Below are 22441 nucleotides of genomic sequence, written 5' to 3' on the forward strand. Positions count from 1 at the left end.
CGCGGCTTAACCGGCACTTCGACAAGACGCCGACTCTCAGTAATGAAGAGATTGGGCGTCTGGCGCCAAACCGGAGCGACTGGAAGAAAATGGGACTGGCAGGCTTCACGGACAAGGGCAGGCGTGTCGGAGACATTTTCTCCCGAGTTGCCGGCCTGCTGCTGCTGTTTGCCGCTTGTCTGGCTTTCCCGCCGGTTTCCTTTGCCGTGGAGACGCCGCTTCGCGTAACGAGCTACAAGATGGCCGGCGATGCCACCAAGATGCGCATCGTCGTCAGTTTCGATCGCGAACCCGACATCAAATGGTTCCTCCTGCGCGGTCCCAACCGCCTGGTCATCGACCTGCCAAGCACGCGATTCGCCGTCAATGCCAAGGATGTGAAGGCGCGTGGCCTGGTCAGGAACGTGCGCTACGGCGATCTGGGCGAGGGCGTCTCGCGACTGATCCTCACCGGCAAGGGCCCGTTCGCCATAGACAGGCTCGACGTGCTCAAGAACGAGGATGGCAACGGCTACCGCATCGCCATCGACATGTCGGCGGCGTCGGCGCGCGAATTCGACGCAGCGCTTGCCAATCAGGCACTGACCACCGGTTCGACGGTTTCCGCCGACAAGGGCGGCCGGGTCGGCACCGGGCCGATCTCCAATCCAGGCCATCGCTTCACCGTCATCATAGATCCCGGCCATGGCGGCATCGACGGCGGCGCCGAAGGCCTGAACGGCACGATCGAAAAGAACGTCACGCTCGCTTTCGCCAACGAATTGCGGGACAAACTTGCCGCGGTCGGCAAATACGACGTGTTCATGACGCGCGAGAGCGACCAGTTCCTGCGGCTGGACGACCGCGTGCGCATTGCCCGCCAGCACGAGGCCGACCTGCTCATCTCGATCCACGCCGACACGATCAGCGTCAAGGGCATCCGCGGCGCGACCGTCTACACCGTCTCCGACAAGGCTTCCGACCCCGAAGCCCAGGCGCTTGCCGACCGTGAAAACCTCTCCGATCAGTTCGCCGGCATGGAGATCAAGGACGACAACAAGGAAGTGACCGACATCCTGATCGACCTGATCCGCCGCGAGACGCACAGTTTCTCGATGAGTTTTGCCCATACTCTGGTCGGCCAGTTGTCCAGCAGCGTCGGCCTCATCAACAATCCGCGGCGTTCGGCCGGCTTCAAGGTGCTGAAGGCGCCGGATGTCCCGTCCGTGCTGGTCGAACTCGGCTATCTCTCCAATGCCAAGGACGAGGCGCAACTGCTCAGCGCCGACTGGCGCGGCAAGGCGGCCCAGAGCATAACCAACGCCGTCGCGCTGTTTGCCTCGGCCAAGACGGGAACAGGAGCCGGAGGCTGATATGCCGGCCGTCGCCCGCAACCAGGGGCAGCGTTGCACGGTGACAACACCCCGTGCTTTTATATCAGGCATTCGAAACCGAAATCCTGGCTTGCCGTATTTTACCCACATGGTGGCGACATGGGTTTTCGAATGCGGATCGGGATCGTCTCGAAAGCTTGCGCGAAAGGCGGCTTCGTTTAGGAGAACCCCGAACCAAGGACTGGAGCGGGCATGATTCGTCTCATTGGCTATTTCTTCGGCATCGGCACGGCGCTGGCCCTTTTGGTCGCGGCGGGCGCCGCGATCTATATCAGCCATTTGTCGAAAGGTCTGCCCGACTACGAGGTTCTGGCCAAGTATGAGCCGCCGGTGACGACCCGCATCCATGCGTCCGACGGTGCGCTGATGGCCGAATATGCGCGCGAGCGGCGCCTGTATCTGCCGATCCAGGCGGTACCTGACCGTGTCAAGGCGGCCTTCCTGTCGGCCGAGGACAAGAATTTCTACTACCATCCCGGCATCGATATGACCGGCCTTGGCCGGGCGATCCTGGTCAATCTGCAGAATTTCGGATCGGGCAGGCGCCAGGTCGGCGCCTCGACCATCACCCAGCAGGTGGCGAAGAACTTCCTGTTGACCTCGGATCAGACTTACGAGCGCAAGATCAAGGAGATGATCCTCGCCTTCCGCATCGAGCAGGCCTATTCGAAGGACCGGATCCTCGAACTCTATCTCAACGAGATATTCTTCGGCTTCGGAGCCTATGGCGTCGCCGGCGCCGCGCTCACCTATTACGACAAGTCGGTGAACGAACTCACCGTGGCGGAAGCGGCCTATCTGGCGTCCTTGCCGAAAGGGCCTAACAACTACCATCCCTTCAAGTATACCGCCCGCGCCATCGAGCGCCGCAACTGGGTCATCGACCAGATGGTCGACAATGGCTACGTCACGCGTGAAGAGGGCGAGAAGGCCAAGGCCGAGCCGCTCGGCGTCACGCCGCGCCGCACCGGCACCTATCTGTTCGCCGGCGAATATTTCACCGAGGAAGTGCGCCGCCAGATCATCGCGCGCTATGGCGAGAACGCGCTCTACGAGGGCGGCCTGTCCGTGCGCACGACGCTCGATCCGAAGATGCAGCTCATCGCCCGCAAGGCCATGCAGAACGGCCTGATGAAGTTCGACACGCTGCGCGGCTATCGCGGACCGGTGACGACTATTGACGTATCCGGCGACTGGGGGGGGGCGCTGGGCGACGTCAAGGGGCTGGAGGACGTGCCCGAATGGTCGCTCGCCGTCGTTCTCGACAGTTCGGCAAGCGGCCTGTCCATCGGCCTTCAGCCGACGCGGCAGATCTCGGGCGACCTCGTCAAGGAGCGCATCGAGGGCACCGTGAGCCGCGAGGACATGAGCTTCGCCATGCGTCATGTCGTCGATGGCAAGACCGTCAAGGCCAAGTCGCCGGCGGACGTGCTGAAGCCGGGCGACGTCATCTTCGTGCAGAAGAACGACGGTTCGGACAGCGCCTACAGCCTGCGCCAGGTTCCCGAAGTGGAAGGCGGCATGATCGCCATGGATCCGCATACTGGTCGCGTTCTGGCCATGGTCGGCGGGTTCTCCTACGCGCAATCCGAATTCAACCGTGCGACGCAGGCCATGCGGCAGCCGGGTTCGTCGTTCAAGCCGATCGTCTACTCGGCCGCCCTCGACAATGGCTATACGCCGGCTTCGGTGATCATGGACGGCCCGATCACCATCCAGAGCGGCAACACGACCTGGACGCCGAAGAACTACGACGGGACGGTGGCGGGGCCGGCGACCTTGCGGTCCGGCATCGAGAAGTCGCGCAATCTGATGACGGTACGCCTTGCCAACGACATGGGCATGAAGTTGGTCGTTGAATATGCCGAGCGCTTCGGCGTCTATGATCAGCTGGCGCCGTATCTGCCGATGGCGCTGGGTTCGGGCGAGACGACCGTGATGCGCATGGTGTCGGCCTATTCGATCATGGCCAATGGCGGCAAGTCGATCAAGCCGTCGCTGATCGACCGCATCCAGGACCGTTACGGCAAGACGGTGTTCAAGCAGGACGAACGCGGCTGCGAAAATTGCAATGCTGCCGAATGGCAGAACCAGCCCGAGCCGGAGCTGGTCGACAATTCCGAGCAGGTGCTCGATCCGATGACCGCCTATCAGATCACCTCGATGATGGAGGGCGTCGTCGAGCGCGGTACCGGCGCCACCATCGCCGAGCTCGGCCGCCACATCGCCGGCAAGACCGGAACGACGAACGACGAGAAGGATGCCTGGTTCATCGGTTATACGCCGAACCTCGTTGTCGGCCTCTATATGGGCTACGATCAGCCGAAAGGCCTTGGCAAAGGCGCGACCGGCGGCGGCCTCGCCGCGCCGATTTTCAAGGACTTCATGCGCGTGGCGCTGGACGGCACGCCCAATGTCGATTTTCAGGTTCCGGAAGGCATGAAGCTGATCGCCATCAATCGCAAGACTGGCATGCGTGCCAGCGAGGGCGCCGCGGGCACCATTATCGAAGCCTTCAAGCCGGGCACCGGTCCTGCCGACAGCTATTGGGTGATCGGCATGGGTGCGGACGGATCCAACGCTTCTGGCGGGTCGCTGTCGCCACAGGCCAACCAGGCCATCCAGTCAGGCGGCGGCGGCCTCTACTAATGGCGCCGGGCCGGCCTTCGAGCCGGCCCATTCTGCTTTACAGGCAGCGGCGCCGTCCCTATGTATCGCGCCGACCCAAGCCCTATTTAAGCAACAGGGCACCATTTCAGCACAGGACAGAACGAGCAGCCATGCGCGCGGAAACGCAAAACATCGTCGACGAAATCAGGCAGGCGATAACCCTGCTGAGGAGGCATCTTTGACTGGGATCAGGCCATAAAGCGGCTTGAATACCTGAATGTGCGTGCCGAGGATTCGAGCCTTTGGAACGAACCTCTGGAAGCGCAGAAGCTGATGCGCGAGCGCCAGGGCCTCGAGGAAGGCATCGCGGCGGTCAAAGGCCTCACCCAGGCGCTGGACGACAATGTCGGCCTGATCCAGCTTGGCGAGGAAGAGGGCGACGAGAGCGTCGTCGCCGAGGCTGAAGCTTCGATCCGTTCGATGCGCGGCGAAGCAAAGGCCCGCCAGATCGAAACGCTGCTTTCGGGCGAGGCGGACGCCAACGACAGCTATCTCGAAATCCATGCCGGCGCGGGCGGCACCGAGAGCCAGGACTGGGCCTCGATGCTTCTGCGCATGTACACGCGCTGGGCCGAGCGGCGCCGCTTCAAGGTAGAGGTGCTGGAAGTGCATGACGGCGAAGAAGCCGGCATCAAGTCCGCCACGCTGCTGATCAAGGGCCACAACGCCTATGGCTGGATGAAGACGGAATCCGGCGTTCATCGTCTTGTGCGCATTTCGCCCTATGACAGCAATGCGCGCCGTCACACGTCTTTCGCCAGCGTCTGGGTCTATCCCGTCATCGACGACACGATCGAGATCGACGTTTCCGAATCCGATGTCCGCATCGACACCTATCGCTCGTCCGGATCGGGTGGTCAGCACGTCAACACCACCGATTCGGCGGTCCGCATCACCCATCTCGCCACTGGCATCGCGGTCGCCTGCCAGGCCGAACGCTCCCAGCACAAGAACAAGGCGAAGGCCTGGGAGATGCTGCGCTCGCGACTCTACGAGGAAGAGTTGAAGAAGCGCGAGGCGGTGGCCAATGCCACTGAAGCATCGAAGAGCGATATCGGCTGGGGCCACCAGATCCGCTCCTACGTGCTGCAGCCCTATCAGTTGGTCAAGGATCTGCGCACCGGCGTCGAGAGCACAAGCCCGTCGAGCGTGCTCGATGGCGACCTCGACGATTTCATGGAAGCCTCGCTGTCGCAGCGCATCGAGGGTGGCGCCGGCGAAGTGGTGGCTGACATCGACTGACGCTGTCTTAGCGGCCACCACCCAAGCCGTCTGCTGCCCGCGACCGCCAACGAGGGTGCAATCTTTCGTTAACCAAGTCGGCGCACGATTTTGAGTTGGATGCAGATGCTGAGGCTGCGGCATCGTGGGCGCAGCAATTTCTTGCGCCAACCAAGGAATCAGCCCAGCATCCAGGGCTGGAGAAAAAGCATTTATGGCCGGACGCGGCATATCTGCGACCTGACGATCCGGCTATTGGGAAGACACGTTCCGGGCGGGCAAGCGAAACGCTTGATAACTCGTTTGATAGGAATTGTGCCCATGTCTGCTTTCAAGATCCGATCGGCCTCAGCCGTCCAGACGGCGCGCCGCCTCCTGAATTCTTTCATTGCGGTGGTGGCCCTGACGGCCGCCACCATCACATTCGCCTCATCCGCCTTGGCACATGACGCCAAGCCGACCGCGGCGATGCCGCAAGGCTGGAGTTACCCGTTCTCCTGTTGCTCGGGCTATGATTGCCGCGAGGTCTCGCAAACATCGATCAGCGAGCGCCCCGAGGGGTATGTCATCAAGGGGACGGGCGAAGTCGTGGCTTACAGCGACGCCCGCATCAAGAATTCGCCCGATGGCGAATATCACTGGTGTTCGGTTGCCGGAGCCAATGACGGAAGGACGATCTGCCTGTTCGTGCCGCCACCGTCCTACTAGTGCATGTCGCCCAAAAGTGCCCGGCGGTTTTGGGATAACGGCATGCATAAAAAAGGATTAGGGCGCCGCGCGCCCAATTTGGACGCGCAAAGGACGCTCTGACATTTTGACTCTGCGCATGGCGGGCGCGCAAGCCTGCTGACAGATGGTTGTCAGGACCGTTTCTTTATGTTGCCTTGCTGCTCAGGCGGTGGGCAACGGGAGAGGAATTCGTTCATGACCATCAAGGCAAGTTGCCACTGCAGGGCGACGACATTCGAGGTTTCGCAAGCGCCGCGGACCGTCACGCAATGCACCTGTTCCTTCTGCTCGAAGCGCGGTTCGTTGTGGGCCTACTACACCCCGTCGCAGTTCAAGCTCACCAGCCCGATCGAGAATGTTTCCTTCTATCGGTGGGGATCGAAGACCGTAAAGCATGGGTTCTGCGCCACCTGCGGCTGCGGCACTTTCACCGAAACGCCGGACTGGTCGACCGGCAAGCCGGATTTCGACAATCCGAAGATCAGCGTGAACGCGCGCCTGTTTGACGATTTCGATCTCGACAGGGTCGAAGTGGTGGTTATCGACGGCAAGAATCTCTGGTAGCCGATCAAAATTGCCCAATATGGCGACCGTGGAATTGAGCTGGGAAAAGCAGTAGCCGGCGCTTTCCCTGTTCCGCTTTTCGCCGCATTTCATGTTACAAAGCTTGAGGAAGGGCTGATATGGCGCGCCGTCGGCGCGACCGCGGTTTGGAGAGGGACGACCCAATGAAAAAGACTGTGCTCGTCGTTGTGGCGACGGCTGTACTCGTGAGCGCCTGCACCACCACCGATCCATATACTGGAGATCAGAAGATCTCCAACACCGCGGCCGGCGCCGGTCTCGGCGCGCTGGCGGGCGCGGGCGTCGGCCTGCTTGCCGGCGGCAATGATCGCCGCAACGCACTGATCGGCGCCGGCATCGGCGCGCTTGCCGGCGGCGCCATCGGCGCCACCATGGACCAGAACGAGGCGGAACTGCGCCGGCAGCTTGAGGGGACCGGCGTCAGCGTCACCCGCACCGGCGACCAGATCATCCTGAACATGCCGTCCGACATCACCTTCAACGTCGACCAGGATGCGGTGAAGCCTGGCTTTTATGACGTCCTGAATTCGGTGGCGCTTGTGCTGAAGAAGTTCAAGCAGACCACGGTCGACGTATTCGGCCACACCGACTCGACTGGCAGCGCCGAGTACAATTTCGACCTGTCGCAGCGCCGCGCTTTGGCGGTAGCCAACTATCTGTCAGGGCAAGGCGTCGATTCCCGCCGCTTCGCCGTCACCGGCTTCGGCAAGACGCGCCCGATCGCCTCAAATGCCACAGCCGAGGGCCGCGCGCAGAACCGCCGCGTCGAGATCCAGCTTTCGCCGCTCACCTGAGCGAAGCCGATAGAATCAACAACGGCCCCGCAAGGGGCCGTTGTTGGACGTTCAAAGAAAGCGCGGCGCCGGTGTCAGACCTTGGCGACGATGCGCATGAAGGCCGGCATGTCATCGCCGAAGCCGACGGTCGCGTCATTGTCTTCCTGGCGGTGGCGGGCAGGGCGGTCACGCTGCGGCTTGGTGTCGCCACGTTCCGGCGTCCGCGGTGCGCTGCGTTCGGATGAAGCTTGGCGTTCGGTGTTTTCCGAACGGATCGCTTCCTTGCGCGTACGCCGCTGGTCAATGTCGTTGACCACGGCATCGGCCACGGCTGGCAATTCCTCAAGCGCGGTTTCCGATACCGCTTCTGCGCCGGGCTTGGCGTGGCGCTCGCGTGGCTTGCGCTCGCCCCTGTCCTTGCGGTCGTCGTCCTTGCGGCCGGCACGGCGTGGCGCGCCGCGACCACGACGCGGTGCTTCGTCCTCGCCCTCGCTGGCGACCACTGTCGACAAATCGCCGTCGTGCCACTCGATCTTGGTGCCGATCAGCCGCTCGATGGCGTCGATGTATTTGGTGTCCGACTTGGTGGCGATGGTGAAGGATTTCCCCGAGCGTCCGGCACGGCCGGTGCGGCCGATGCGATGGACATAATCTTCGGCATGGATCGGTACGTCATAGTTGAAGACATGACTGACATCGGGAATGTCGAGGCCGCGCGCCGCAACGTCCGAGGCGACGAGATATCGCAACTTGCCGTCCCGGAAATTGGCCAGCATCTGCATGCGCGCGCGCTGGTCCATGTCGCCATGCAGCGCGCCGGCATCGAAGTCGTATTTCAAGAGCGACCGGAATAGCTCCGAAACCTCCACCTTGCGGTTGCAGAAGATGATGGCGTTCTTCAACTCCGCATCCTCGGCCTTGATCAGGTTGCGCAGCGTCTCGCGCTTGTCCCAGGGCTTGGAGCCGGACTTCACCAGCCGCTGGATGATGTTGGTGGCGGCGGACGCGGCTTTCGAGACCTCGACGCGCACCGGCGCGTGCAGGAATTTCTCGGTCAGCTTGGTGATCTCCGGCGGCATCGTCGCCGAGAAGAACAGCGTCTGCCTGGTGAACGGGATCATCTCGCAGATGCGCTCGATGTCGGGGATGAAACCCATGTCGAGCATGCGGTCGGCCTCGTCGATGACGAGGATCTCGACGCCGTTGAGCAGGAGTTTTCCGCGCTCGCGATGGTCGAGCAGGCGGCCGGGCGTCGCGATCAGCACGTCGGCGCCGCGCTCCAGCTTCTTGTCCTGCTCGTCGAAGGACACGCCGCCGATCAGCAGCGCGATGTTGAGCTTGTGGTTCTTGCCGTATCTGATGAAATTCTCTTCGACCTGCGCGGCGAGTTCGCGCGTCGGCTCCAAAATCAGCGTGCGCGGCATGCGGGCGCGTGCCCGGCCTTTTTCGAGGCGCGTCAGCATCGGCAGCACAAAGGAAGCCGTCTTGCCGGTGCCGGTCTGGGCGATGCCCAAAATATCCTTGCCGAGCAAGGCATGCGGGATGGCGCCGGCCTGGATCGGTGTCGGCTCGGTGTAGCCGGCATCGGTGACTGCGGAAAGGACCTTCGGCGACAGGCCGAGGTCTGCGAAAGTCAACGCTTCTTGAGCGATCGTGGTGTCTGAGGACAAGTGTTGTTGTCTTTGGCTGGTTCGGGGGAGCGCAACGGCATCCGTCGCGGCAAGCGCCACGCGCCTGCAATATTGTGCATTGCGATAGGCGCAAGCCCGCGATTTGTCAACAGAAACAGGCGGGAATGGAACGATTGTGAAGTCGTAACCTTAATTGCAATGCTTAATCTGGCCGCGCGTTGCTATGTCGGCTCAGTAGCGGAACTGCTCGGCGAGAATGCGCTCGTTCCACGAATGGTTGGGATCGAACAGCAGCGTCGCCGTCGCATTCGGCGATTCCCGGACCGTGACCGAGGTCACCGCCTTGACCTCCGTGTGGTCGGCGGCGGCGTTCACCGGCCGCTTTTCCGGCTCCAGAATGTCGAAGCGCACGGTCGCCTTGTTGGAGAGCAGCGCGCCGCGCCAGTTGCGCGGCCGAAACGGGCTGACCGGGGTCAGCGCCAGCAATGGCGCGTCGAGCGGCAGGATCGGCCCGTGCGCGGAAAGATTATAGGCGGTCGAGCCGGCCGGCGTCGCCACCATCACGCCGTCGCAGCTCAATTCCTCCAGCCGCTCCTGCTCGTCCACGGTGATGCGGATCTTGGCCGTCTGGTAGGATTGACGCCACAGCGCCACCTCGTTGATCGCCAGCGCCGAAATCGTTTCGCCGTCAGGCGTCACCGCCTGCATTTCCAGCGGACGGATTGTTTCGGCCACCGCGGCGTCGATGCGCTCTGCCAGGTCGCCGGCGCGATATTCGTTCATCAGGAAGCCGATGGTGCCACGGTTCATGCCGTAGACCTTCTTTCCCGTGCTCATCGTGTCGCGCAAGGTTTGCAGCAGAAAGCCGTCGCCACCGAGCGCAACGACGATTCCGGCATCCTCGACGGATGCCTGGCCATAGCGCGCCGACAGGCTTTCCAGCGCTGCTCTGGCGTCGGCGGTGTCGGACGAGACGAAGGCGAAACGGCTGGCGGCTTTGCTCATGGCTCCCCGATGACGACCGATTGGCGGCGACCGGTTGCTTGGGCCGCGCCAGCGCCGGGGTAGCATGGGCGGACATTTCTGCAAAGGGAGGCGCTGTCTTCTCCGGCCAAGCGCTGATCCATTGCTCGCGCATCGTGTCGCATGACAAGAGAATGTGATGGTTAAGGCCCGGCTTAAGCTCTCGTAAAGCCGGATCGATCATGTTAGCCGGCAGTGGATGGGTGGCGTGGGGGCTAACCAGTCGAGGCCGATTTATTGCCACTGGCACGCCTGATCATCGTCTTCCTGATGCTGGGAAGTTTTGCCCTTGTCTTCGCCGAACTGGTGCGCCAGTCCGAAGAAACCAGTTTCAGACCTCAACCCACGGCTTCACGCTGCGGCGACGCCGCAGGCATGCCGTGTCCGCAACGGGCGCTGTGAGTCCGCGAAGCACCGCAGCGTGAACTCCGGGTGGGGCAAACAATGTATGCGGCGCCGCCCTCGGCTGTACGCATCCGCGCACGCGCTCAAGGTCGCTCGTTGCAATTCCAGCCGGTCGCGATGTAGATGAACGCTCTGGCAGAAGAAGACTCATGGCTTCGGATCGGGTTCTGCGGTTCGTTGACTGGCCTGACGTCGAGGGGTTGAATTTTCCATGGCGCGCAGCGTGTTGGTTTCCGGAGGCTGCGGTTTCATCGGCTCGCATTTGATCGACCGCCTGTTGTCGCGCGACGATCTGGAAAGCCTGGTTGTCGTCGACAATCTGTGGACCGGATCGCGCCAAAACATTGCTGATATCACCGACCCGCGCCTGAGCCTGGAAATACAGGACGTCGAGAGCTTCCGATCCCATCGCCGCTTCGATGAAATCATCCATCTCGCGTCGCCCGCTTCGCCACCTTGGTACATGCGCGAGCCGTCGCGCACCATCAAGGCCAATGTGGGCGGAGCCCTCAATCTTCTGACATTGCTCAAGCCGGGTGGCCGTTTCTGCTTTACCTCGACCTCGGAAGTTTACGGCGATCCCCTCATTTCCCCACAGCCCGAGAGCTACAGAGGCTCCGTGGATTGCACCGGACCCAGATCGTCATACGACGAAAGCAAGCGCTGCACGGAAGCTTTGCTGTTCGAGACGCAACGGGTTGACGGACTGGACGTTCGGGTAGTGAGGCTCTTCAACACCTATGGACCGCGAACGCGGGTCGACGACGGCCGCGCGATTTCGAACTTCTTAAGTCAGGCCCTGACAACCGGAATCCTGACCGTTTACGGCGACGGTTCTCAATCGCGAAGCTGGGGCTATGTCGACGACATTGTCGACGGACTGGAGCGCTTTTTCTGGCGCGACAACATCTCATATCGAGGCCCCCTGAATATCGGAAACGATTGCGAGGTGTCGGTGCTGCGGATCGCAAAATTTGTTTGCTCGCTCATTCCGGGCAGCTCCATCGAGCATCATCCGCCAGCTCCCCAGGATCCGACAAATCGCTGTCCGGACCTGACTTTGGCGAGGCGCATTCTCCCTGGCTGGGAAGCGAAAACCGGTTATCAGGACGGCATTGAGCGGACCCTTCAATGGTTTCGGAAACAGATAGCGGCTGTCGACGCCGGTCCGATTGCTCAGGCCTTTCGCGACACGGAGTCCAGCCGTCCTTCGAAATAGGGTTCGAGGACGGTCTCGAACGCCTTGAGAGCCGAGCCGATGGCCTGGTGCATATCCAGATAGCGGTAAGTGCCCAGGCGGCCGCCGAAATGGATGTTCTTTTCGAGGCTCACGCGTGCGACATAGCGCCCATAGGTCGCCTGGTCCCTGCGTGTATCGATCGGATAATAGGGTTCATCGGCGCGGCGCGCGAAACGCGAATATTCGCGGCCGATCAGCGTTTTCCCGATTGTATGCTGACGCTCCGGGTTGAAATGCCGGAACTCGAGCACGCGTGTATAGGGCACGGCTTCGTCGGCATAGTTCATGATCGAGGTGCCCTGATAATCCGGCGTATCCATGATCTCCAGTTCGATGTCGATGGTTCGCCAGCCGAGTTCTCCTTCGGCATAGTCGAAATAGCGGTCGATGGGACCCGTGTAGACGACCGGCAGGCCCTCTGGCAGCAAGTTCCTGATATCGAAGAAGTCGACGCCAAGCCTCGTCTCGATGAGGTCGTGGGCGAGCATCTTCTCGAAGATCGCGGTATAGCCGTCCAGCGGCTGTCCCTGGAAGCGGTCGTTGAAATAGCCGTCCTCGAAATTGTAGCGGACGGGCAGGCGCGTGATGACCTGCGCCGGCAACTCGCGCGGGTCGGTCTGCCACTGCTTGGCGGTGTAGCCCTTGATGAAGGCCTCGTAGAGCGGCCGTCCGACAAGGGATATCGCCTTCTCCTCGAGATTGCTCGGCAGACGGTCGCCAAGTTCCGACGACTGCTCGGCAATCATGGCGCGGGCCTCGTCGGGGCTGAAGCGCCGGCCGAAGAACTGGCAGATCGTGGCGAGGTTGATCGGCAGCGGATAAACCTGGTCGCGATGGGTCGAGAAGGCACGGTGACGGTAGGCGCTGAAGCCGGTGAAGTTCTGGAGGTAACGCCAGACCTCTTCGTTCGATGTGTGGAAGAGATGCGGCCCGTAGCGGTGTATCTCGACGCCTGTGGACGAATCCGGTTCGGTGTAGGCATTGCCGCCGATATGCGGGCGCCGATCGATCACCAGTACGCGCCGGCCGAGTTTCGTCGCGATGCGCTCGGCGAGCGTAGCGCCATAAAATCCAGCGCCGACAATAAGGATTGTGGCACCGTTCAGCAAATTGTTGTCCATTCGTATGCCTGCTCCTGATGCATGTCGCCCAAAAGTGCGCAGCAGTTTTGGGACAACGACATGCGTAGAGACAAAAACTTAAAGCGCGTCGTATGGATCTGTTCAGCCGCGCCGCGCTTTAGGGTCCGTGGCCGGCCTTTACACCATAATCTGGGCGAGTGCGAAGGGTCGTCGGCGGCATCGTCGGACCACGGATAGGGCTGGACAGCCATATGCGTCGAAGTGGCGGATGCCAACGGATTCATCAGCTCTGCGGCAGATGGCAGCCGACCAGCCGCTTTTGCGCGAGATACTCGTCGACAAGCTGGCGGTAGCGCACCTTGCCGAAGCTTGGGAAGTGGCCGCCATGCACGATCGAGACATCGAGATCGCGCATGGAGAGCAGTGTTGCGACATAGTCGTCGATATCAGAATGATAGACATCGTCGATCAGCGGGCCGTCATAGATGATGTCGCCGGAAAGCAGGACGCCGGTCTTCCTCTCGTAAAGCGCGATGCCGCCAGGCGAGTGGCCTGGCGTATGGATCACCTCAAAGGCACGGTCGCCGAGATCGACGACATCGCCCTGTTCGAGCAGACGCCCGGCCGGCGCCGGCAGGATATGGTAGCGCGCCGTGTCCCAGCCTTGCGGCAGCCCATCGAACATCTCGTCGGTGGCGTAACGGTCGGCGACCGTCCATTCATTGCGCGGATCGGCGAGGATTTCCGCCTCGGCCCGGTGCACGCAGCGGTCCGGGAATTCGTGATGGCAGCCGATGTGATCGAAATGCGTGTGGCTGGCCACGCAGGTGAGCTTTCGCTCCGTCACCAGCGGCACGTGGCGCCTGAGGCTGAAATGGCCGAGGCCGGAGTCGAACAGAAGATCGCGGTCGCGGCCGCGCACATGCCAGATGTTGCAGCGGAAGAACGGCTTTATCCACGGCTCATGGATCAGCGTCACGCCTTCGCCCATGCGGATGGTTTCGTACCAGTTGGGGGCGTCGATGACCGGAAGCATGCCCATCGCTCAGTCCGTCAGCAGGATGATATCGTCAGCGTTGCATGAAACCGCGACCGTGTCGCCAGTCTGGACGGTGGCCGAAGCCGGAGCCTTGGCGATGAAGTGCAGCGCCGGATCTTTGGCTGAGATGGCCAGCACGCGCTTGAAGCTGCCCTGGAAAACGACATCGCTCACCTCAGCCCTGCCCAGCGCCACGCCTCCAGCCGCGCCAAGGACAAGATGCTCCGGCCGGATGGCGAGGGCGACTTTCGCGCCGGGCTGCAAGGTACCGGGCAACATGATCGCGCCGGCCGGCGTCGCGACCGAGATCGTCCCGTTTTTCGCCTCCGTCACGTTTCCCTGCAGGATCGTGCTTTCACCCATGAAGGTCGCGGAAAAGCGCGTCGCCGGCCGCGCATAGACGCGCTCGGGCGGTCCTTCGTCCTCGATGCGCCCGTCATTCATCACCACGCAATGATCGGCCAGCGCCATCGCTTCTTCCTGGTCGTGGGTGACATGGATGAAGGCGGTGCCGACGCGCTTCTGGATCGCCTTCAACTCGTCCTGCATCTGGCGGCGCAGCTTAAGATCGAGCGCGCCGAGTGGCTCATCGAGCAAGAGCACGGCCGGCTCGATGACCAGCGCGCGGGCCAGCGCCACGCGCTGCCGCTGGCCGCCGGAGAGCTGATGCGGCTTCTTGTCGAAAGCAGACGCCAGGCCGACCAGCGCCAGCGCCTCGCGCGCCTTGGCGGCGCGTGTCGCGGCATCGACGCCTTGCATGCGCAGGCCGAAGCCGACATTGGCGCCGACGCTCATATGCGGGAACAGCGCATAGTCCTGGAACACCGTGGTCGTCGGGCGCTTCGCCGGCGGCACGGATGTGCAGTCCTCGCCACGGATGAACACCATGCCTTGGCTCGGGCTGACAAAGCCGCCGAGAATGGAAAGCAGCGTCGTCTTGCCGGAGCCCGAGGGGCCGAGCAGGATGGTGTAGCTGCCCGGTTCGATCTGCAGCGAGACGTTCTTCAGAACCGTCTGCTGGCCGAAGCGGTGCGAGACTGCACGGATATCGACCAGGGGCGCGGTCATGCCGGCTTCCTCCGCAACAGCGTCAGTTCGAACAGCACCACCAGCACGATGGAGACGGCAAACACCAGCGAACCGATGGCGTTGGTCTTGGGATTGAGACCGGAGCGCAGCAGGTTCCAGATTTCGACCGGCAGCGTGGTATCGAAGCGGGTCAAGAGGAAGGAGATCACGAACTCGTCCCAGGAGAAGGTCATCGACAGGAAGAAACCGGCGAAGATCGCCGGCGCCATGACCGGCACGGTAATCAGCAGCAGCACCTTCCATTCGGGCGCGCCAAGGTCGCGCGCGGCGCGCTCTATATTGATCTGGTGGTCGCCCATCTGGCTGTAGATGATGGCGAAGCAGAGCGGCAGGTTGATCACGACATGGCCGATGCCGGCCGCCAGCAGCGATTTCGGCACGCCGGCCCAGTTGAACAGCACCAGCAGCCCCATGCCGATGATGAGATAGCTGACCGTCAGCGGCAGCGTGATGAGCCCGCGCAGCAGCGCCGAGCCTGGGAGGGTGAAGCGGGCGAAGCCCCAGGCGGAGAGGAAACCGAGCGTGACGGCGGCGAGCGAAGAGAGGACGGCGACAAGAAGTGAGTTGACCAGCGCCGAGGTCAACCGCGTGTCGGAAAGCACAGCATCGTACCAGCGCAGCGACGGGCCGGTGAAGGGCGGGATCGGAAACGACGTCGCCTGCAGCGAAAACAGCACCAGCACGATCACCGGCAGGAAGATGATGCCGTAGACGACAAGGGCGTAGAGCCAGGAAGCGATACGGACAAGAGCGCGCATCTCAGGCCCGCTCGATCTTCAGCCAGCGGGCGCAGGCGAGATAGGCTGATGTGACGACCGCCATCAGGATGATCGACAGCGCCGAGGCGAGCGGAAAGTCGCCGCGCCGGCCGATCTGCATCATCACCAACTGCGGCATCAAAAGCTCGTTGTTGCCGCCCAGGATCTGCGGCGTGATGTAGTCGCCGATGCAGAGCACGAAGGTGAGGAAAGCGCCGACCATGATCCCCGGCAGTGTCAGCGGCAGGACAACATGCAGGAAGGTCCGCACCGGCCCGGCGCCGAGATCGGCGGCGGCCTTGCGGTAGCTGGGGCTGAGCTGCTTCAGATTGGCGAAGATCGTGAGCGTCAAAAGCATGACGAAGAAATGCACGAAGCCGGTGACGGTGGCCAGCCGTGTGTTGGCGAGCTGCAGCGGCTCGCTGAACAGGCCGGAGCCGGTCAGCGCGCGGTTGATCACGCCGTTCTGCGCCAGCACCAAGAGCCAGGAATAGGAGCGCACGACATAGGAGGTCCAGAACGGCAGCACGGCCAGCATCAGCGCCAGCCGCTGCCAGCGTTCCGGCACCTGTTCGGCAAGGATCCAGGCGAAGGGATAGGCGAGCAGCACGGAGATGAGGGTGACGATGGCCGTCACCTCAAGCGAGTTCACCATCGCATGCCAATAGGCCGGATTGGCAAAGAACTGGCTGTAGTTGGCGAGCGTGAAGCTGCCGCCTTCATGCGCCGTGAGGCTGGAAAACCCCATGGCGAGGAAGGGCAGCACAAAGAACAGCAATGTCCAGCCGAGCGCCGGCGTGACCAGCGCCCAGGGCAAGGCACGCCCGCTGTTTGCGGCAGAGTTCATCACCGGCAGGCGCTCATTGCGCCTGCAGCATTTCGGTCCACACGTCCTGCATCTTCTTGTCGAGATCGGCATTCGGCGCCGGATAGGACTGGGCGCGGGCGAGGAAGCCGGGCTGCTCGTCGAAGCGCAGGATCTTCTTTTGGTCTTCGGTGAGCGCCGCCTTGCTGTTCGCCGGCATGCCCCAATAGCAGGAGGAGGTGGCAAGCCGCGCCTGGCCTTCCGGGCTCATAATGTACTGGATGAACTTCAGCGCCATGTCCTTGTTCTCTGAATCCTTGAACATGGCCAGCGACTGCGACCACAGCACCGCGCCTTCTTTCGGGATCGAGAAGTCGAGCGCCGGGTTTTCCTTGGCCAGCCCCGCCGTCACCCATTCGCCGCCGCCGACCAGAATGTCGACCTCGCCGGTCGCCAGCGCGGTCTGGCTGGCGGTCACCTCGCCGACCAGCTTGGCATTGGCCTTCATCTTCAGCAGCTCGGCCTTGATGGCGGGAAGGTCGGCTTCGGTCAGCGCTGCCGTCTTCTTGCCGATCGCCAGTGCCGCCATGCCGATGACCGGCAGATAATAGTCGTAGATGGCGATCTTGCCCTTGTATTTGTCGCCGGTGAGTGTGGCAAGCGACTGCATGTCGGCCGGATCGACCTTGGTCTTGTTGTAGCCGTCGTGTTGTAGTCGAACTTTTCGGTGATACCGTAGCGCTTGCCGTCGACGACAGTGGATCCATCCATCTTCACTTGCGCAAAGAGGTCGGCCAGGGGCAGTTTGTCTTCCGGCAACGGTTCGAACAGGCCTTTTTCGACGCCGCGCGGGATGTCGATGCTGTCGATCACCATCACGTCCCAGTCGCCGGGCTGCGACTGTTCGACGATCGCTAGCCCGGCGCCGGTGCCTTCGAATTCCTTGACATTGACCTTGACGCCGTTGGCCTCCTCGAAGGGCTGCAGCAGTGCCGGGTCGGCGTGATCGCACCAGATCAGCGCGTTGAGATCAGCGGCTTGAGAGCCCGTCGCAATCATTAATGCTGCGGCCGCGGTTGCCGCGCGCAGATGGGTTTTCAGAACGGAGGTAAAATTGCTGGACATCGAGTGTTCTCCCTTGCCTTTGTGGCTTGTTGCAAAAAATTGAACCAATTCTAAAATTGAGTCAATTCTGTTTTTGTGGCAAACAGCCGATATGAGTGGATTGCGGGCAAGGCAAAAGGCGGACCGGCACCGCCGCATCATCGAGGCGGCGGCGGATCTTTTCCGCGAGGCCGGCTATGAAGGCGCCAAGATCGAGACGATCGCGGCGCAGGCCGAGGTCTCGGTCGGCACCATCTATAATTACTACCAGAATAAGGGCGATATCCTCGGCGCCATCGTCTCGATGGAGGTCAACGAGGTGCTGAATGCCGGGCGCGGCGTCGTCGCCAACCCGCCGGCCAATGTCGGCGATGCGCTGGATACGCTGCTCGGCATCTATATCGAGCACTCGCTGCATTATCTCAGCAAGGAGATGTGGCGCCAGGCGATGGCGATTTCGACGCAGCTTCCCGATAGCCCGTTCGGCCAGGCCTATACCGGGCTCGACCGGACGCTGACCGAGCAGATCCGCGCGCTGATCGCGAGGCTGCAGACGCTCGGCCTGGTGCGCCGCGACATCGACGGGCCGGCCCTCGGCGAATTGATCTTCAACAACATGAACATGATGTTCATCGAATTCGTGAAACGCGACGAGGCCAGGATCGCGGAGTTGCGCGCGGCAATACGCCGGCAGAACCGCATTCTGGTGGCGGCGATCACGGTTTGAGAACGCCTAATTAGTTGACCGTTATTTAGAATAATATAAAGTACTTGCGCGATAGAAGGCGACAATCAACGAGGGGGGAGTAGCGTTATGAGACGAATTCGTTCAGCAGCATTCCCTATTTTGGTCTCGATTCTGGCAGCGCAGGTATCGGCCGCATCCGCCGACAATTTGCCCAAGACCGCTAAACCTATGTCGGCGGATGAAGTGCGTGCCGTCTATTCAGGAAAGTCCGCTGTCTGGGACGACGCTCGCGCTTTCTTTGCTCCGGACGGGAATGTCATCGGTTATAATACAAAGGGGAAGGTTACTTTTTCAGGCAGTTGGAGTGTTTCTTCAAACCGAAATTGCATGAAGGTTGCCTGGAAGTCGATCAAGTCGGCCGATACCGGTAAAGCGTCCGATTGCTGGCAGTGGTACAAGGACGGAAAGAAGATCTGGACGTTATGGTCGACCCGCTATGATGGCTCCAAACCCAAGAAGGATGACTATTACCAAGGCGAGTTGAAGAGCCTGAAAGCCGGAGACAAGGTATCCAAGGAATACGCGAAACTGACTAAATCATAAGCTGATCAACGAACGCTTTTTGGGGAGACGGCATTGCCGCCCGGCGAAGCTGCAGGCTTGGGCGCCCTGACTCTGGTCGCGCGCCCGAAGTGCATATCTTGGCGAGATATTTAGCACCTCAGTTCTTCGCTCTGTCCGTCGTCGCTGATGCTCCACAGGCGATAAATTCACCATTCAATCAAATAAATACGTCGAAGTAACCAATCAGAAATTCGCCACCGTCGACAATGCCTGCCGGTCTTATGCCGAAAGGTTCCCCTGGTGGCTATCTGGCAACCTCTTTTTGCGAATCTCGCCGCCTCCGCGGTCATGCTGGTTGCCTGGAGTTCCGTCGGCGATTTCGTGGCCCGGTTGAGCGAGACACGCCAAAAGCTGCTGTTTGGCGCGGTGATGACCGCGGGCACCATCGGCTCGATGATGATGGCCTTCGAGGCATCCCCCGGCGTCTACAATGATTTTCGTGGGCCATTGATCGCCGTGACAGGCTTTTTCGGCGGCGTGCCCGCCGCTGTCATGGCAGCCGGGGCGGCTGTGCTGTACCGCCTCTATCTCGGCGGAGCAGTCTTCTCGGGCGTTTTGAGCATTGTGCTTGCGACGACCATTGGGCTGGTTGGCTATGCTCTGCGCGGATCCCGGCGCATCCGATACCTGGACCTCATGCTCATGGCTGCCGCGGTCGCGTCTTTCGGTTCCTTGGTTGTGCTGACGCTGCCCGTGGAAAAGCAGGCTGTTCTGATAGCGCAGCTTTGGCAGCGTGTTTTGCTGGCGTTTGTCGCCACCCTGCTTCTGGGCGCTCTGCTTCTGCAGGAAATGAGGCGTCGCGAGCTGTCCGTCGCCAACCAGCTTTTTCGCTCCATGGTCGACGCCTTGCCGGATTGTCTGAACATCAAAGGTGTCGATGGCCGGTTTCTGGCGGCAAATCCGGCTACTGCGAAACTGATGGGAGCGGCGAGCGCGGACGATCTCCTCGGCAAGACCGATTTCGATTTCTTCCCGCCAGAACTCGCGAAACGGTTTCGTGACGACGAACTGGCGGTGCTTCGGGAAGGAAAGCATGCCACCATCGAGCAGCCAGGCATTTTTGCCGATGGCTCGACCGGTTGGCTGTCGACTTTGAAGGCCCCGATGACGAACGATCTGGGCGATGTTGTCGGGCTGATCACGCACAATCGCGATGTCACGCTGCGCAGGACGTTGCAAACAAGGCTCGAAGAGACCCAGGCCCATCTGGATCAGGCGCTTGAGCACATGAATGATGGGCTGGCGATGTACGATCCGGATGGCACCATTCTGTTCTGCAACAATCGGTTTCGGGAATTGTTTCCTCTCACCGCACATCTGCGGATGCCGGGTGCCAGCTTCGCCGATATCATCCGGGCGTCGGTCAAACTTGGCGAGGAGCCGCTTGCTCCTCGCAAAAGCCTGGACGATCATCTTGCTGAAAAGCTTGCGACGCTCCGCGAGGACGGCGAGAAGCTGATCGAACTCGGTGATGGCAGAACATTTGCCTCGCGCAGCAAGGTCTTGGCCAATGGCTGCACGGTGCAGACGATCTCGGATGTAACGGAGCGGCGCAGTTTCGAGAAGAGTCTCGAACGCCAGGCGCTTCATGATCCTCTCACCGGCTTGCCAAACCGCGCCTTCTTCAACCGCGAACTCGACAGGCTGGTCGACAAGGCGCGATCGGAGGGCGGCGAGCTTGTCGTCATGCTTCTCGACCTCGACCGCTTCAAGGAGGTCAACGACAATTTCGGGCATGCCGTGGGAGACATGCTTCTGGTCGAGATTGCACGGCGTCTCGAGAAGGCGATCAGGCGTGGTGACATGGTGGCGAGACTGGGTGGCGATGAATTCGCCGTGCTGATGTACGGTCCCACGGACGGCACCGGCGACGTCAGCCTGGCGACACGGATCATGAAGAACTTGTCGCAGCCGCTGAAGATGGACGATGTCACCCTGCTTCCCGGCGGAACCATCGGTTATACCGTCTTTCCCGGGGATCAATCAGACCCGGATGGGCTGCTCAAGAATGCCGACAAGGCGCTCTATCAGGCCAAGGCAAGAGGCCGGGGCACCTGGAAAGCCTATGAACCGGGTGCAATTGCGACGACCGCCGCTCGACGCGGGTAACGACGCGCCATAAAGGCGCGGCGATCATCAGCGGCTCAACAACTCCGAAGCGACTAATACCTGCATCCGATCGGAATCAGGCAGCCGGAAGACCCGCCAGAGCGAGAATTTCGGGGGCCGGCGTGATATGTCCGTGCGGTCTGCAGTAGCTGGGGTCGATCGCCCGATAGCCAAGCAGATTGGCGAGCGGCGCCAGGATTCCGAGCGCCACTCGCTGGATCGCGGGTGACGGCCGGGTGAAGACGACCACGTCGGCAAATTCCCTGGCGATGACTGCCGCCTGAAGCGGCGAAGGCCTGCCTTTGCTGTCCACCTTGCCGGCATTGGCCAGGCCGAAGAGCATGCCGATCAGCAGTTCGAAACGGTTCGGGTCGATGTGGTCGGCGCCGTGCGCCCGTTCGAATTCGATCAGGACATGCGCTTCATCGGTCTTGCTGCTGTTCCACCAATCATGCGCCACGCCAGCCTCCGCCGTTGCGGATTGGCCGGGCTCCAGGGAGAAAGTCTTCCCAGCGATGCGGGCGTCGAGCCGGCCGCTGAAGACGGTGAACCGTTCGATCATGTTCGGGTGGAAGTGCTCGCCGACCACCGCAGCCCCCGGCCGGGCGGTCAAATGAGCAATGCCTGGTCCCTGGCCACGGTCTTCGGTGCCACGCAGGATCACGGCAAATTCACCGGTCACCTTGTTCTCGTAGACATCCCCACAGCGTGACATGGATCAGCTCGTTTCTTACGAATACCGGCGCGCTGATGTCAAAACACCCCGATCGCACAGCTTTCTTCGCGTGAACCACGATACGCCTATACCCCAAGAAACGTAAGGCGCGAACGCGCGAGCCACTCCATGGCTTCCCGTCAACATGGGCGCAATCGCGATTCTAGCGAGCATGCCTGGGCGGCCGCGAGCGGGGAAACGGCACGATCGTCACCGGCGCTTTCCGGAATTCGGCGATGGCTATTTCCTCGATCAGCGCGTCCAGTGCCAGGCTGACGCGTTGGCTCGTTTCGTCGAGACCGCAGAGGCGGTTTTGCGCGCACTCCAAAAGCTCGCGCGCCGCAGCGAAGTCGCTTCGCATGACAACACCTATTGGTTTGGCCGCCGCACGGATATTGTCAGCGCGCTAAATTGAGCGATTACTAATATACACAGGAGAAGTTTAATCGAATGGCATTGAATGACCGGGACTGGATGCCGGCCGGGCGCGAGTGCATGGGCGCATGAGCAAAAGTAGGGCGATGTCTGTGTGGAGGAGACCGGTGCGCCTCAGCGGCTCCGAATCGAACCGTCGACAGTCCTCCTTCGCCAAGGCTTCGGAGGACACTCCTTCGTCTAACGAGCCCCGGGTGGCCTGCCACCCGAAGCTCGAAGAGCGAAGGGTGGTGCCCCCGGACGGAATCGAACCGCCGACCTTCGGTTTACAAAACCGCTGCTCTACCAGCTGAGCTACAAGGGCACGGCGCTCCGGTTAGCATATTTGCTGCGCCAGTAA

20 protein-coding genes, 1 tRNA gene and 1 pseudogene are annotated in these 22441 nt (G+C 61.5%); 12 read left to right on the forward strand and 10 right to left on the reverse strand.

All coding sequences use genetic code 11. The features are described 5' to 3' along the window. Nucleotides 1–89 precede the first annotated feature (89 nt). The 6 genes from MESS4_RS16920 to MESS4_RS16945 all read left to right on the forward strand — a co-directional run bounded on the left by MESS4_RS16920 (nt 90) and on the right by MESS4_RS16945 (nt 7372). Entirely contained in the window at nt 90–1352 is a 1263-nt protein-coding gene (locus tag MESS4_RS16920) for an N-acetylmuramoyl-L-alanine amidase (RefSeq protein ID WP_006333203.1), read from the forward strand. Nucleotides 1353–1565: 213 nt separating this feature from the next. Continuing rightward, nucleotides 1566–4022, forward strand: a complete 2457-nt coding sequence (locus tag MESS4_RS16925; protein WP_006333204.1) for a penicillin-binding protein 1A — start codon at nt 1566–1568, stop codon at nt 4020–4022. 131 nt (nt 4023–4153) lie between these two features. Further along, nucleotides 4154–5285, forward strand: a protein-coding gene (gene prfB / locus MESS4_RS16930; RefSeq protein WP_157385605.1) for a peptide chain release factor 2 whose coding sequence is annotated in 2 segments (ribosomal slippage) — nt 4154–4219 and nt 4221–5285 — 1131 coding nt in all. Because the reading frame shifts where the segments join, the coding sequence is not laid out codon by codon here. Between the two features lie 300 nt (nt 5286–5585). Further along, a complete protein-coding gene (locus MESS4_RS16935) occupies nt 5586–5972 on the forward strand; it encodes a hypothetical protein (RefSeq protein ID WP_006333208.1) in 387 nt (128 codons plus the stop codon). Between the two features lie 216 nt (nt 5973–6188). Further along, nucleotides 6189–6557, forward strand: coding sequence for a GFA family protein (locus MESS4_RS16940; RefSeq protein WP_006333212.1), 369 nt, complete (start codon nt 6189–6191; stop codon nt 6555–6557). 164 nt (nt 6558–6721) lie between these two features. Beyond that, nucleotides 6722–7372: an OmpA family protein gene (locus tag MESS4_RS16945; RefSeq protein WP_006333214.1), complete on the forward strand. Its 651-nt coding sequence runs from the start codon at nt 6722–6724 to the stop codon at nt 7370–7372. Between the two features lie 74 nt (nt 7373–7446). Here MESS4_RS16945 and MESS4_RS16950 read toward each other — a convergent pair whose 3' ends face one another. After that, nucleotides 7447–9024: a DEAD/DEAH box helicase gene (locus MESS4_RS16950; protein ID WP_006333219.1), complete on the reverse strand. Its 1578-nt coding sequence runs from the start codon at nt 9022–9024 to the stop codon at nt 7447–7449. Between the two features lie 192 nt (nt 9025–9216). Beyond that, nucleotides 9217–9990 carry an NAD kinase gene (locus MESS4_RS16955; protein WP_006333228.1) on the reverse strand — a complete coding sequence of 258 codons (774 nt, stop codon included), beginning with the start codon at nt 9988–9990 and terminating at the stop codon, nt 9217–9219. A gap of 255 nt (nt 9991–10245) precedes the next feature. Here MESS4_RS16955 and MESS4_RS33980 point away from each other — a divergent pair, with 255 nt between their 5' ends. Beyond that, nucleotides 10246–10410, forward strand: coding sequence for a hypothetical protein (locus MESS4_RS33980; protein WP_198292764.1), 165 nt, complete (start codon nt 10246–10248; stop codon nt 10408–10410). Nucleotides 10411–10624: 214 nt separating this feature from the next. Then, on the forward strand, nt 10625–11632 hold the full coding sequence (locus MESS4_RS16965; RefSeq protein ID WP_006333233.1) for an NAD-dependent epimerase/dehydratase family protein: 1008 nt from the start codon (nt 10625–10627) through the stop codon (nt 11630–11632). Here the strand turns inward: MESS4_RS16965 and glf are convergent. The 6 genes and pseudogenes from glf to MESS4_RS16995 all read right to left on the reverse strand — a co-directional run bounded on the left by glf (nt 11590) and on the right by MESS4_RS16995 (nt 17551). Then, a complete protein-coding gene (gene glf, locus MESS4_RS16970; protein WP_006333239.1) occupies nt 11590–12774 on the reverse strand; it encodes a UDP-galactopyranose mutase in 1185 nt (394 codons plus the stop codon). The genes MESS4_RS16965 and glf overlap by 43 nt on opposite strands. Nucleotides 12775–13018: 244 nt before the next feature. Beyond that, nucleotides 13019–13777, reverse strand: a complete 759-nt coding sequence (locus tag MESS4_RS16975) for an MBL fold metallo-hydrolase (RefSeq protein WP_006333243.1) — start codon at nt 13775–13777, stop codon at nt 13019–13021. A gap of 3 nt (nt 13778–13780) precedes the next feature. Next, nucleotides 13781–14842 (reverse strand): ABC transporter ATP-binding protein, encoded by a 1062-nt coding sequence (locus MESS4_RS16980; protein ID WP_006333245.1) that lies wholly within the window; start codon nt 14840–14842, stop codon nt 13781–13783. Further along, nucleotides 14839–15621 (reverse strand): ABC transporter permease, encoded by a 783-nt coding sequence (locus tag MESS4_RS16985; RefSeq protein ID WP_006333247.1) that lies wholly within the window; start codon nt 15619–15621, stop codon nt 14839–14841. Before MESS4_RS16985 ends, MESS4_RS16980 begins: the two co-directional genes overlap by 4 nt. 1 nt (nt 15622) lies before the next feature. Then, on the reverse strand, nt 15623–16468 hold the full coding sequence (locus MESS4_RS16990) for an ABC transporter permease (protein WP_006333249.1): 846 nt from the start codon (nt 16466–16468) through the stop codon (nt 15623–15625). A gap of 13 nt (nt 16469–16481) precedes the next feature. Continuing rightward, nucleotides 16482–17551: pseudogene (locus tag MESS4_RS16995) on the reverse strand (spermidine/putrescine ABC transporter substrate-binding protein). Nucleotides 17552–17642: 91 nt separating this feature from the next. Between MESS4_RS16995 and MESS4_RS17000 the strand changes: the two are divergent. The 3 genes from MESS4_RS17000 (at nt 17643) to MESS4_RS17010 (ending at nt 20951) form a co-directional block, all read left to right on the forward strand. Next, nucleotides 17643–18257: a TetR/AcrR family transcriptional regulator gene (locus MESS4_RS17000; RefSeq protein ID WP_006333258.1), complete on the forward strand. Its 615-nt coding sequence runs from the start codon at nt 17643–17645 to the stop codon at nt 18255–18257. Nucleotides 18258–18344: 87 nt separating this feature from the next. Beyond that, on the forward strand, nt 18345–18821 hold the full coding sequence (locus tag MESS4_RS32350; RefSeq protein WP_081609766.1) for a DUF995 domain-containing protein: 477 nt from the start codon (nt 18345–18347) through the stop codon (nt 18819–18821). A gap of 417 nt (nt 18822–19238) precedes the next feature. Continuing rightward, nucleotides 19239–20951 (forward strand): diguanylate cyclase, encoded by a 1713-nt coding sequence (locus tag MESS4_RS17010; RefSeq protein ID WP_348259953.1) that lies wholly within the window; start codon nt 19239–19241, stop codon nt 20949–20951. A gap of 76 nt (nt 20952–21027) precedes the next feature. Here MESS4_RS17010 and MESS4_RS17015 read toward each other — a convergent pair whose 3' ends face one another. Further along, nucleotides 21028–21666, reverse strand: coding sequence for a cupin domain-containing protein (locus tag MESS4_RS17015; protein WP_006333263.1), 639 nt, complete (start codon nt 21664–21666; stop codon nt 21028–21030). Between the two features lie 145 nt (nt 21667–21811). Here MESS4_RS17015 and MESS4_RS32355 point away from each other — a divergent pair, with 145 nt between their 5' ends. Beyond that, the gene (locus MESS4_RS32355) at nt 21812–22081 is read left to right on the forward strand and encodes a hypothetical protein (protein ID WP_006333265.1); all 270 of its coding nucleotides are present in this window, start codon (nt 21812–21814) and stop codon (nt 22079–22081) included. 248 nt (nt 22082–22329) lie between these two features. Here MESS4_RS32355 and MESS4_RS17025 read toward each other — a convergent pair. Next, a tRNA-Thr gene (locus MESS4_RS17025) sits at nt 22330–22405 on the reverse strand. Nucleotides 22406–22441 lie beyond the last annotated feature (36 nt).

This window comes from Mesorhizobium sp. STM 4661 (genome assembly GCF_000359125.1).
Lineage (GTDB): Bacteria > Pseudomonadota > Alphaproteobacteria > Rhizobiales > Rhizobiaceae > Mesorhizobium.

Coding starts and splice junctions, on each gene's coding strand:
- MESS4_RS16920 (WP_006333203.1), top strand. CDS start 90: ATGGGACTGGCAGGCTTCACGGACAAGGGCAGGCGTGTCGGAGACATT.
- MESS4_RS16925 (WP_006333204.1), top strand. CDS start 1,566: ATGATTCGTCTCATTGGCTATTTCTTCGGCATCGGCACGGCGCTGGCC.
- MESS4_RS16935 (WP_006333208.1), top strand. CDS start 5,586: ATGTCTGCTTTCAAGATCCGATCGGCCTCAGCCGTCCAGACGGCGCGC.
- MESS4_RS16940 (WP_006333212.1), top strand. CDS start 6,189: ATGACCATCAAGGCAAGTTGCCACTGCAGGGCGACGACATTCGAGGTT.
- MESS4_RS16945 (WP_006333214.1), top strand. CDS start 6,722: ATGAAAAAGACTGTGCTCGTCGTTGTGGCGACGGCTGTACTCGTGAGC.
- MESS4_RS16955 (WP_006333228.1), bottom strand. CDS start 9,990: ATGAGCAAAGCCGCCAGCCGTTTCGCCTTCGTCTCGTCCGACACCGCC.
- MESS4_RS16965 (WP_006333233.1), top strand. CDS start 10,625: ATGGCGCGCAGCGTGTTGGTTTCCGGAGGCTGCGGTTTCATCGGCTCG.
- glf (WP_006333239.1), bottom strand. CDS start 12,774: ATGGACAACAATTTGCTGAACGGTGCCACAATCCTTATTGTCGGCGCT.
- MESS4_RS16975 (WP_006333243.1), bottom strand. CDS start 13,777: ATGGGCATGCTTCCGGTCATCGACGCCCCCAACTGGTACGAAACCATC.
- MESS4_RS16980 (WP_006333245.1), bottom strand. CDS start 14,842: ATGACCGCGCCCCTGGTCGATATCCGTGCAGTCTCGCACCGCTTCGGC.
- MESS4_RS16985 (WP_006333247.1), bottom strand. CDS start 15,621: ATGCGCGCTCTTGTCCGTATCGCTTCCTGGCTCTACGCCCTTGTCGTC.
- MESS4_RS16990 (WP_006333249.1), bottom strand. CDS start 16,468: ATGAACTCTGCCGCAAACAGCGGGCGTGCCTTGCCCTGGGCGCTGGTC.
- MESS4_RS17000 (WP_006333258.1), top strand. CDS start 17,643: ATGAGTGGATTGCGGGCAAGGCAAAAGGCGGACCGGCACCGCCGCATC.
- MESS4_RS32350 (WP_081609766.1), top strand. CDS start 18,345: ATGAGACGAATTCGTTCAGCAGCATTCCCTATTTTGGTCTCGATTCTG.
- MESS4_RS17010 (WP_348259953.1), top strand. CDS start 19,239: ATGATGGCCTTCGAGGCATCCCCCGGCGTCTACAATGATTTTCGTGGG.
- MESS4_RS17015 (WP_006333263.1), bottom strand. CDS start 21,666: ATGTCACGCTGTGGGGATGTCTACGAGAACAAGGTGACCGGTGAATTT.
- MESS4_RS32355 (WP_006333265.1), top strand. CDS start 21,812: ATGGGCGCAATCGCGATTCTAGCGAGCATGCCTGGGCGGCCGCGAGCG.